A 10,521-nucleotide genomic window follows, 5' to 3' on the forward strand; every position below is an offset into this window, starting at 1 on the left:
GCCTGCCCCTTAAATGCCAGTACCTTCGTTATCGCCGCCGTCAATGTCGTCTTCCCATGATCTACATGCCCTATCGTCCCTACATTGCAATGTGGCTTCGTCCTCTCAAATTTTGCCTTCGCCATCTCTCCTCCTTTATTCTCCTTTAACCTTAGCGATTATTCCATCCGCTATGCCTTTCGGCACATCTTCATAATGAGAGAATTGCATGGTATATGTTGCCCTTCCCTGAGTCTTTGATCTGAGATCGGTCGCATACCCGAACATCTCCGAAAGCGGCACCTCTGCCCGGATGACCTGGGCATTGCCTCTCTTTTCCATCGATTGTATCTTGCCCCGTCTCGAATTAAGGTCGCCCATTACGTCGCCCATGTACTCTTCGGGGGTCACCACTTCCACGCTCATGATAGGTTCGAGGAGAACAGGCTTGGCTTTCTTGGTAGCCTCTTTAAACGCCATGGAGCCGGCAATCTTAAATGCCATCTCGGAGGAGTCAACCTCATGATAGGAACCGTCATACAAGGTGGCTCGCACGTCGACAACGGGATACCCCGCCACTACTCCCGTGTCCATCGCCTCTTTTATCCCCTTTTCGACCGCCGGCACATATTCCCTCGGGATCGTGCCACCGATAATCTTGTTCACAAACTCGAACCCCTTACCCACCTCTGACGGTTCGAGCTCTATGAGGACATGCCCATACTGTCCGCGGCCGCCGCTCTGCCGAACAAATTTTCCCTCGGCCTTGGATGCGGACTTAATGGTTTCCCTGTACGCCACCTGGGGTTTCCCGACATTGGCGCTCACCTTAAATTCCCTGAGCAGACGATCAACGATTATCTCAAGGTGAAGCTCGCCCATACCGGAAATAATCGTCTGGCCCGTCTCTTCATTGAAAGAGACTCTGAAAGAAGGGTCTTCCTGTGCAAGCTTCGCAAGAGACTGGGACAACTTCTCCTGATCTGCTTTCGTCTTCGGTTCTATCGCAACAGAAATGACAGGTTCGGGAAATTCGATCGACTCGAGGATCACCGGGGACTTTTCGTCGCAGAGCGTATCTCCCGTGAGAGTGCTCTTCAGGCCGACCGCGGCAGCGATGTCGCCGGCAGTGACCTCTTTTATCTCCTCGCGCTTGTTGGCATGCATCCTCAGAAGTCTCCCGACCCTTTCCTTCGTATCCTTTGTAGAATTATAGACATACGAGCCCGCGCTGAGCACTCCGGAATAGACCCTCATAAAGGTAAGCTGCCCGACAAACGGGTCGGTCATCACTTTAAAGGCAAGGGCTGAAAAAGGCTCCTTGTCGCTGGCCTTTCTCACGACTTCACTCGTATCCTCGGGGTTTATCCCGGTCACGGGAGGGACATCAAGGGGTGAAGGGAGATAGTCCACGATCGCGTCAAGGAGAAGCTGCACGCCCTTATTCTTAAAGGCAGAACCACAGATGACCGGCGTCAGCCTCAACTCAATGGTCCCCTTTCTCAGCGCTGCCCTAATCTCCTGCTCCTCGATCTCCTCTCCTCCCAGGAACTTCTCCATGATGCCTTCATCGACATCCGATAATGCCTCGATCATCTTCTCCCTATACTCTCTCGCCTGCGGCATAAGATCATCGGGCACGGAATCTTCCACATACTTTGCCCCGAGGGTCTCATCATCAAAATAGATACCCTTCATGCTCACGAGGTCAATCGACCCCCTGAATCTATCTTCAGAGCCTATCGGAATCTGTATCGGAACAGGATTTGCACCAAGACGGTCCACCATCGTTTTTACGCTCATAAAGAAATCAGCACCGACCCTGTCCATTTTGTTCATAAATGCGATCCGCGGGACACCGTATTTATTGGCCTGTCTCCAGACGGTTTCAGACTGCGGCTCAACTCCTGCAACAGCATCAAATGCCGCAACGGCGCCATCGAGAACCCTCAGCGACCGTTCGACTTCGATGGTAAAATCGACGTGCCCCGGGGTATCGATGATGTTGATCCTGTAATCCTTCCAGGAACAGGTGGTGGCAGCCGAGGTGATCGTAATCCCTCTTTCCTGTTCCTGAACCATCCAGTCCATGACGGCGGTGCCCTCATGCACCTCGCCTATCTTATAGGTGACTCCGGTATAGTAGAGGATTCGCTCCGTCGTCGTAGTCTTCCCGGCATCGATATGGGCCATGATGCCAATATTGCGTGTCTTTTCTAGGGGAAATCTCGACAATTTTCGATTCCTCTATCTTTCTTACCATCTATAATGTGCGAAGGCCTTATTGGCCTCAGCCATCCTGTGGGTGTCTTCCTTCTTCTTTATGGACGTCCCTGTGTTATTAAAAGCATCCATCAACTCGCCTGCGAGCCGCTCCCTCATCGTCTTTTCATTCCGTGCACGGGAATAGTTGATAATCCACCTGAAGGCAAGGGCCGCTCTCCGCTGGGGCCGGATCTCGATCGGAACCTGATAGGTTGCGCCTCCGACCCTTCTCGGCTTCACCTCCAGGACGGGCTTGACGTTCTCAATGGCCGTCTTAAAGACCTTCAGCGGATCATTACCCGTCTTCTCCTTCAGGATATCAAACGCCCCGTAGCAGATCCTCTCGGCGGTCGATTTCTTGCCGTCTTCCAGCATGACATTAATAAACTTGCTGAGCAGTTTACTGTTGTATTTTGGGTCCGGCAGTATTTCTCTTTTTTCAGCGACTCTTCTTCTCGGCATATCTCACTCCGCTACTTTGGCCTCTTCGACCCGTATTTCGATCTCCCCCGCCTTCTGTCCGCAACCCCGACCGAGTCAAGGGTCCCCCTGATAATGTGGTACCTCACCCCGGGGAGGTCCTTCACCCTGCCGCCTCGTATCATCACAATCGAATGCTCCTGCAGATTGTGCCCGACACCAGGGATGTAGGCCGTCACCTCCATCCCGTTCGTTAACCGTACCCTCGCGACTTTTCTCAATGCGGAATTCGGTTTCTTCGGCGTCGTTGTATAGACCCTTACACAGACACCCCTTTTTTGCGGACAGTCCTTAAGAGCCGGGCTCTTTGTCTTCTTCTCTACTGCGCTTCTTCCCTGCCTGACCAGCTGCGCTATTGTTGGCACTTCTCCTCCACAGTAACGTTCTTCTCCAAATTTTTCTGATAGGAGATTTAACGGAAGTTCATATGATACAAAAGAATATTTTTTTTGTCAAGGGTGCGGCGAGAAAAAAAAGGCCCCCTGAGATCAGGTCTTCTAAGGAACGGAAGAGATCGATTCGTCCGCGAAGGTCTTCATGTCTCTATCTTTATAATTCCACTCTGGATCGCGAACTTGATGAGGCTCGCGCGGGTGTGAAGGCCGCATTTTTCCGTGATGTTTGTCTGATGGGCAATGACCGTCTTGACACTGATACTGAGCATGTCGGCGATTTCCTTATGGGTATAGCCCTCCGCGATGAGCTTCAAGACCTGCTTTTCCCTGTCGGTAAGCTTTTCATACGGATCCTTCTTCGTCGGCTTTTTATCCTTCCCGAGATAGCCCGCGACGACCTCTGCGGCGATTGACGAGAAGAGATAGACCTCCCCTCTGTTGACCGCTCGTATGGCAGAGATAAGGTCACTCCCCACGGCCCGTTTCAATAGGTAACCCGAAACCCCGGCCTTGAGGAAACGTGCGATATACTCCTTGTCGTCGTACTGCGTCAGGATAAGAATTTTTATGTCATGCTTCATCTTCTTCAGTTCCACCGTCGCTTCCAGCCCGCCGAGTTTGGGCATAGCGATATCCATTACCACGACATCGGGATTAAACTTATTCACCTTTTCTATCGCCTCGAGTCCGTCTGACGCCTCCGCGACTACCTCGATATCGTCACAATGTTTGAGAAATGCGACGATCCCTTCCCGCACGAGAGCATGGTCATCAACGATGAGAACGGTTATCTTAGACATCGTGGATCTCTGCGGTCTTCAGAGGCACATCCAAGGTCATCTTCGTACCTCTTCCGGGAGTCGAGGATATACAGAGCGTCCCTTCAATCGAGGCTGCCCTTTCCGTCATACCGAGGAGCCCCAATCCCCTCCCGTCTTTCTTATAATGAATCGTCTGGTGTAAGAGAGAATCGACATCAAATCCCTCCCCGTCGTCTTCTATCCGGACGGAAACGGCGTTTCCGCTTATCTCCATGGTTACCGTAACATTTTCCGCATTCGCATGACGAGCTATGTTAACCACGGCCTCCTGTATTATCCGGAAAAGGCTTGTTTCAATCTCCGGACCAAACCTCATATCGTGAAGTCCCGTCGCGGTAAAGTAGTAATTGATGCCCTTCTCGCCGAGATTCATCTCGAGCAGCCGTTTTATCGCGGCCTGGAGCCCGAGGTCGTCGAGCACGGAAGGCCTCAGGTTCTGGGTGATCGTATGGACCCCGTCAAGTGCATTCAGGACAATGCGCCGTATTTCGTCTATTTTCTCGACAGTGAGATTTTCCGGATAGAGTTTACAGATATCGACCCTCATGAGGATTGCCGAGAGTTCCTGGATCGTGAGGTCGTGGAGTTCGCGCGCGATCCTTTTTCGTTCATCCTCCTGGGTTGAGATGATCTTCTTTAAGAGATTCTGGATTCTCTTTCTGCTCTCCCTTATCTGCGCCGTCCTTTCCCTCACCCTCGCCTCGAGTTCAATATTATACTTCTTAACTCTTTCGATCGATTCAACAAGACGCATCCTCATCGTCTCGAAGCTTCGACCAAGGATTCCGACTTCGTCGGCGCCTTCCGGAGAGAGCGGCGTCGAGAGTTCTCCCTTCGCTATCCGGTCGGTGGCATGGATTAATTCCTTTATCGGTTTGACGATACTTCTCGTGGTGCCGATCGTCAGGATGAATGCAGTCCCGATAAAGACGATACTCAGTGCGACAAAGGTCCATTTCAGTTTCGTGACCGGGGCAAAAACATCTCTTTCGGGTTCCTGTACCGCAATGCCCCACGGAGCGGTAGCAAGGGGCGAGAATGCAAGGATATTGGCGGACTTCCCACCCGTTCTCGATTCGTGACACTGGTGACAGGTCACCACAAGCTCTCGCTTCTCTTGTATCACGGTATGGAAGAACTGATCATGATCGTACCGGGTGAGGGTTCGGGATGGTTGTGACGATGCGATAATTACCCCGTTGGAGTCGACAATATCGATAAACCGGTTTTGACCGATGTCGATTAACCTCAGCATGTTTGCGAGAAGGGGACTCGTCGGGTCTATCTCGCCGCCGGCCATGCCGACTTCGTTGCCGTTCTTATCCCGTAAGGGGATGAGCACGTAGAGGACCCTTCTCTTTTCCATCTCGGTGGTATAGATATTTGAGACAACAGGCTTTCCTATGGCAAGCATCCTGCTTATCGGCTCGACGCTCAAAACATTGAGAGAAGCATCGCGCATTCTTTCCGGATAGTTAAGGAGCACGTTCCCTCCCTTGTCGACAATAAAAACGCCATCGGTGAAAATGGAATACCGATAGGCAGTGCTGAGCGCCTCCTTTTCAGGCCCAAAATCCGTATCGTTCAGATCTATGCGCCCCGAAAGAGAGATATCGTAGAGGCGGTTGATGTTGTCTTTTATGATCGTATCAATATTGTTCCTGATGAGGCGGGCCATCGCGAGCTTCTTCTCGAGCGATTCTTCAATATTCTTCTGGATGATCGTGTAGCTTACAACCCCAAAGCTTAACAGGATAACGGACATGCCGAGCGTCACGGCAAGGGTAATGCGCCTCTGAAGGCCTCCTCGATAAAACACCATAAATTATAATAAGACAGGAACTAAAAAAAGAAAAGACAATTGCCGGACGAGGCAGGCGCAGAGTCAATCTGTTTCTAAACTTTCGCGGTATTCGAGATCGAGTTGCTCGGCTATGATATCCTCCTTAGCCTTGTTTTCGATCCGGGCGAGTTCAAGTGGGTGCTCTCGAACCATCCTCTCCCTTGATATGTACCCGCTGAATATGCTCGTATCGAGAGGAAATATCTCAGGGCTGAAGATGGAATCGTAAATATGCCATACGGCGATGATGAGGAACATGAGGAAACCCTGGTTCGTATGCATGACCTTCGCAGCAGGGATGACCTCGCCCGGCAGAAACCGTGCAAAAAAGGCGGGAAACCAGAGCACGAGACCGGTAACAATCATGATGAAGCCGCTCACAAAGATGCTCCAGTATACGAACTTCTGTTTATAGGTATACCGGTCGCACATGGAATGGTGGTCCTCTTTGCCGATATAGTACTTGATATTGTGTATCGCGTCATGAAAATCTTTTCTTGTAATGATCATCGACGGTTGCCACCTTCTCCCGATGACTCCCACTATCGCGATGACCGTGTGCACCGAAGCCATGAGAGAAAAGAATATGCCTGCATAACGGTGGATTAACCGGACACGGTCGATGCCCCCGGCCTTAAAGATAAACCACTCGGAGATGTCAAGGGAATAAAACTTCTGGGATAGCCCTGTTACGACAAGAAGCCCAAAGGCTATCATGATGAGCGAGTGTTCACCGATACGGAACAGACTGAACCGTTTCATCTTCCTGCCTCGGGCCTCACTGGTCTCTGACATATACCCTCCCTTCACCTGTTCACCGCGTATCTCCATATGTGCAAGAGAATCTGGAGAACGAGCCCGATAATCATAATCGGTATAAAGGCCGTGTACACGGCATTAACGACAAAGATCAGGGGCGTCTTGAGCGGACTCGGTCTGTAGTGGGAAAGCCATGAATCGGGAAAATTCTTCGTCGCACCCCTGTGGCACTGCTGGCATCTCTTCACAAGGTTCGCCTTCACCAAGGCCGGATCGGTACTCCGGACACTGATAATGTTATGGGTCCCATGACAGTCCGTACAAACCGCCATCTGCTTCGTTGGCTTGTTCAGCCCCTCCCTCTGTTTCCGGTAGAAACCGAGGGTGACGCCGTGAAAATCCGAGAGATAGGTCTTCACGACATCCGTCGAAAGACCGTACTTGCTCACTATTGTTTTGTTTCCGTGGCAGTTGCTGCACATCTCGGGTATCCGTTCGCGGTAATCCAGGGTGAGGGGGTTCTTGATATCATGCGCGGTGTGGCAGTCTATGCAGACCGGCACGTCCTGACTGGCATCATCAAGGAGGGCTTTCCCGTGAACGCTCTTTGCATAAATATCGTAAATCCCCGGGTGGCATTTCTGGCACCTCCGGGCAATAAGTCTTCTCTCCTTCGCAAACTGCGGCATCGTATGGAAGCCGTGACAGTCGGTACATACCGGTGCGTTCAGGTTACCCTGGCTGAGCATGAGATAATGGATGCTTTCCGCTGTCTTTGTATATTTGTCAAAGTGGCAGCGTCTGCACGTTTCAGCGTTCGCGACAGAAAAGGCGCGGGCGCTCTTGAAATTTCGCTGCGGGTGCTGAGAATCGGAAAAGCCGAAATGGCAGTCCGAACAACTCAGCTTTCTGTGCACCGAGGTATTGAGCAATCCTGAATCCAGGTAAAGAGATACGGTTTCCCCATTCTTGAATTCCATACTCAACGCGTGGCCGTGGCATTTCAGGCAGTACTGCTCTTCGTTGCTGAACCGCTTTCTGCTGACGGGCATCACCGAGTGGGATCCGTGGCAATCCGCGCAGGGGTGGGATCTTCCCTCTTCCTCCTCTCGTAGGATGTTCACGTGTATGGCCCTTGTCTTGATCTTTTCAAGGGAGTGACATTTCCTGCACGCAAGAGAGGATTTTATCCTGAATTGCTCCCTGCTTCTGAATCTCCTCTGCGGATGGCCTGCACCCGAAAAATCGCCATGACAGTCGGAACATGCCAGGGCGCGGTGAACCGAGGCAGCGAATTTTTCGGGGCTCACATGAACGTTTAACGTTTCGCCGTTTTCGAATTGCTTAATAATGTCATGCCCCGCATGGCATTCCAGGCACCTCTGCACCTCTCCTGAGGCCGCCCCTTCCCCTGCAAAAGCCGGGCCGAGGAGCCCTATGCAGCCTCCCACAAGCGCCGATAAGAAAATGAGAACCTTTCTCCTAACCTCCATGGGAACCTCCCCTACCTGCCCTGAGGCACTTCGAAAGGAAGTGAGAAGAGGGGAATGTCAGGCAGGAGCCTGACATTCCCATAGGCGTTCTCATAATACCGAGCTTCATTAGTGAGCGTCCTTATATTCAGGCTCTTCACGGAGGACAGGGAGTCGGTTCAGAATCCAGCGGAATATGAGAATATGGATGGTGAATATACTCAGGACGATAGTCGCTTCGCGCCAGGGCGGAATAATCTCGTGTATGTGATGCGGCAGATACCAGTTAAATGTTATGAGGGTGACATTCAGCCTGTTTATGAGTACCCCGATGACCGCCCAGAACGCTCCGAATCTGACGATATTCGCGCTTCCGTTCTTTACCCCGATTGTCACGACAAGGGCCGGAAGGAGGATAAGGCCCAGCATCTCAAAGAGGAACCAGTGTCCGTAAGGACTATTGAGGAGGGACCAGTTGTCATCATGAGCCACCCCCATTACCTTTAATACAAAAAAGATATACATGGCGATACAGACACCCTTCCCAAGCCCGACGGTAAGGCCGGGAAGACTCCTCAGGAAATTCTCGTCTGCGGCATGTTTCAGGAAACGGGAGGCGAGGGTGCTCACCACGATTACCATACAGAGCGCGGCGTAGATGCTTGAACTCAGGTAAAAGACGGGTATATAGGACGAAAACCACAGGGGATGGACTTTCCCGGGCGCCAGAAGGAACATCGCACCGAGCGCAGACTGGTGGAGTGTCGAGAGAATTATGCCGGCAATCGTCATCCCTATGGTTATCATGGTTGCCCACCGGTATACCCTCCTTGATCTCAGCCACTCCAGGATCGCGGGGCTGAATTCAAGGACCTGGACCGTGAGGTAGGTTGCCACATGCCATGCAACGAGAAAGAGGACGGAGGAAGTTCCGAAGCTGATTATCATGGGGTAATAGATGCGCCAGGGCATTCCGAGATCCATCAGGAGGTACACGACGGCAAAGAAGTACCCAAGGAGCCCCGTCAGGACCCCGAGCCGCACGAGGGGTTTGTACCTCTTGAAGCCGAAGATATAGTAGGCCGTCGCCATCACAAACCCGGTAGCAGAAAGGGGAACACCGCCGAAGAGTCCCCAGCCGAGAAAGAGCGACCAGGGGTATTCCTGAGAGGCATCGGTCACGGCAGCGAGGCCGAATGCGAAACGGTAAGCGATGAGCGGGATGCCGATACTCAGGATGATAGCGGCCACGATGTTAAAAGGGGTGATAAGTCTCGCAGCGTATTCAGGCCAGGATAAGCCCATGAGGAGCTTGTCCATGAACCATGACCTGAAGGAATAGTCTGTCTTTGTTATGGATCCGTTACCCATTTTGCCCCTCCTGTTTGTCTTTCTTTTCCTTCCCTACGTCTTCCCTGTGGCGCAGGGCCGTATACATCATCCCGAAGAGGGCAGGCCATACGGTGAGCACTACGGGAACAGCCGAAAGAAACCCTTTTGTCTCGTCGACAAGCGGTTTATTCGGGATGTTGGTCACAAACCCGAGTTGTTCAAAAGGGACACCGGAGATATACATCCAGTTGGTTCCCCCTGCCTCTCGTTCTCCATAAATATGATCGATGTATTTATCGGGGTTCTTCGCAATCTTCTCTTTCGCGATCTTTATCAGGTCATCCCTTTTGCCGAAGGTTATCGTCCCGACGGGACAGGCTTCCGCGCAGGCGGGCATGCCGCCGCCTTTTATCCTCTCGTAGCAGAGCGTGCATTTCATGATTCTGGGGTGAAAAGCGCTTTCATAATCATAGGCCGGAACGTAGAAGGGACATGCCGTCATGCAGTACCGGCAGCCGAAGCAAAGATCCGGATTATACCGCACCGCGCCTTCGGGCGTCTTCGAATAGGCGTGGATAGGGCAGGCCGTGGCACAACCGGGCTCTTTGCAATGGTTGCACTGGATCTTACGGTAAACGGGCTTCCCCTCATCTTTCGGGTTCTTATATTGGTTCACGACGGTGTATGCCTTTGCGGTAGGTCGACGCGTTTCGTTAAATACCGACTTGTCATCAAAGGGCACATCCGGCTCAGGGAGGTTATTCGCCTTATTACAGGCCGCCTCGCAACTGCGGCAGCCGACACAGACGGTGAGGTCGGTGAGGCAGCCGTAACTGTTAGGCCAGCCGGGAAACTCACTCGATGCAGTTGCCTTTCCGAAACTTCCCACAACGGTTGCGCCGCCAATCGCAGCGACCGTTCCCAAAAATCCCCTCCTGCTGATCTCGATTCTCCTCCCCTTTTCAGCTTCAACATTATTCCCGGATCTCGGTGCATCTTCTGTTGCAGGATTCTCGTCTCTCTTGCCCATATTTCCTCCTCTTTATAAAATTACTGGGACAGTCATTTCACTGTCTTCATGCTCATTTTCTGCCCTTTCTGCGCGTGGCAGATCTCGGTGCACCCCTTCGGGTCTGTGCCGACGTTACCCATTCCCCGGTGGCACTGGAAACACG

The 10,521-nt window shown here is 52.1% G+C and carries 10 protein-coding genes; all 10 read right to left on the reverse strand.

Annotation, left to right across the window (positions count from 1 at the left end; translation table 11 throughout):
* A partial coding sequence (locus tag VEI96_12520; protein HXX58819.1) for a GTP-binding protein occupies positions 1–125 on the reverse strand: 125 nt, incomplete at its 3' end.
* 10 nt (positions 126–135) lie between these two features.
* Positions 136–2,214: an elongation factor G gene (gene fusA, locus VEI96_12525; GenBank protein HXX58820.1), complete on the reverse strand. Its 2,079-nt coding sequence runs from the start codon at positions 2,212–2,214 to the stop codon at positions 136–138.
* A 21-nt stretch (positions 2,215–2,235) separates the two neighbouring features.
* Positions 2,236–2,706 (reverse strand): 30S ribosomal protein S7, encoded by a 471-nt coding sequence (rpsG, locus tag VEI96_12530; GenBank protein ID HXX58821.1) that lies wholly within the window; start codon positions 2,704–2,706, stop codon positions 2,236–2,238.
* 11 nt (positions 2,707–2,717) lie between these two features.
* On the reverse strand, positions 2,718–3,089 hold the full coding sequence (gene rpsL / locus VEI96_12535; protein ID HXX58822.1) for a 30S ribosomal protein S12: 372 nt from the start codon (positions 3,087–3,089) through the stop codon (positions 2,718–2,720).
* 170 nt (positions 3,090–3,259) lie between these two features.
* Positions 3,260–3,919: a response regulator transcription factor gene (locus VEI96_12540; GenBank protein ID HXX58823.1), complete on the reverse strand. Its 660-nt coding sequence runs from the start codon at positions 3,917–3,919 to the stop codon at positions 3,260–3,262.
* Complete coding sequence (locus VEI96_12545) at positions 3,912–5,762, reverse strand: cache domain-containing protein (GenBank protein ID HXX58824.1); 1,851 nt, start codon at positions 5,760–5,762, stop codon at positions 3,912–3,914. The genes VEI96_12540 and VEI96_12545 overlap by 8 nt, the downstream gene beginning before the upstream one ends.
* Positions 5,763–5,825: 63 nt before the next feature.
* Positions 5,826–6,578 (reverse strand): cytochrome b/b6 domain-containing protein, encoded by a 753-nt coding sequence (locus VEI96_12550; protein ID HXX58825.1) that lies wholly within the window; start codon positions 6,576–6,578, stop codon positions 5,826–5,828.
* 11 nt (positions 6,579–6,589) lie between these two features.
* Positions 6,590–8,035: a cytochrome c3 family protein gene (locus VEI96_12555; GenBank protein HXX58826.1), complete on the reverse strand. Its 1,446-nt coding sequence runs from the start codon at positions 8,033–8,035 to the stop codon at positions 6,590–6,592.
* Between the two features lie 108 nt (positions 8,036–8,143).
* Positions 8,144–9,385 carry an NrfD/PsrC family molybdoenzyme membrane anchor subunit gene (gene nrfD, locus VEI96_12560; GenBank protein ID HXX58827.1) on the reverse strand — a complete coding sequence of 414 codons (1,242 nt, stop codon included), beginning with the start codon at positions 9,383–9,385 and terminating at the stop codon, positions 8,144–8,146.
* Positions 9,378–10,376, reverse strand: a complete 999-nt coding sequence (locus VEI96_12565; GenBank protein HXX58828.1) for a 4Fe-4S dicluster domain-containing protein — start codon at positions 10,374–10,376, stop codon at positions 9,378–9,380. The genes nrfD and VEI96_12565 overlap by 8 nt, the downstream gene beginning before the upstream one ends.
* Between the last annotated feature and the right edge of the window lie 145 nt (positions 10,377–10,521).

The organism is Thermodesulfovibrionales bacterium, assembly GCA_035622735.1.
In the GTDB taxonomy this organism is placed as follows: domain Bacteria; phylum Nitrospirota; class Thermodesulfovibrionia; order Thermodesulfovibrionales; family UBA9159; genus DASPUT01.

What these genes read in the sequence shown, in the direction of transcription:
- VEI96_12550 (HXX58825.1), bottom strand. Translation starts at nt 6,578, where the DNA reads ATGTCAGAGACCAGTGAGGCCCGAGGCAGGAAGATGAAACGGTTCAGT.
- VEI96_12545 (HXX58824.1), bottom strand. Translation starts at nt 5,762, where the DNA reads ATGGTGTTTTATCGAGGAGGCCTTCAGAGGCGCATTACCCTTGCCGTG.
- VEI96_12565 (HXX58828.1), bottom strand. Translation starts at nt 10,376, where the DNA reads ATGGGCAAGAGAGACGAGAATCCTGCAACAGAAGATGCACCGAGATCC.
- rpsG (HXX58821.1), bottom strand. Translation starts at nt 2,706, where the DNA reads ATGCCGAGAAGAAGAGTCGCTGAAAAAAGAGAAATACTGCCGGACCCA.
- nrfD (HXX58827.1), bottom strand. Translation starts at nt 9,385, where the DNA reads ATGGGTAACGGATCCATAACAAAGACAGACTATTCCTTCAGGTCATGG.
- VEI96_12555 (HXX58826.1), bottom strand. Translation starts at nt 8,035, where the DNA reads ATGGAGGTTAGGAGAAAGGTTCTCATTTTCTTATCGGCGCTTGTGGGA.
- VEI96_12540 (HXX58823.1), bottom strand. Translation starts at nt 3,919, where the DNA reads ATGTCTAAGATAACCGTTCTCATCGTTGATGACCATGCTCTCGTGCGG.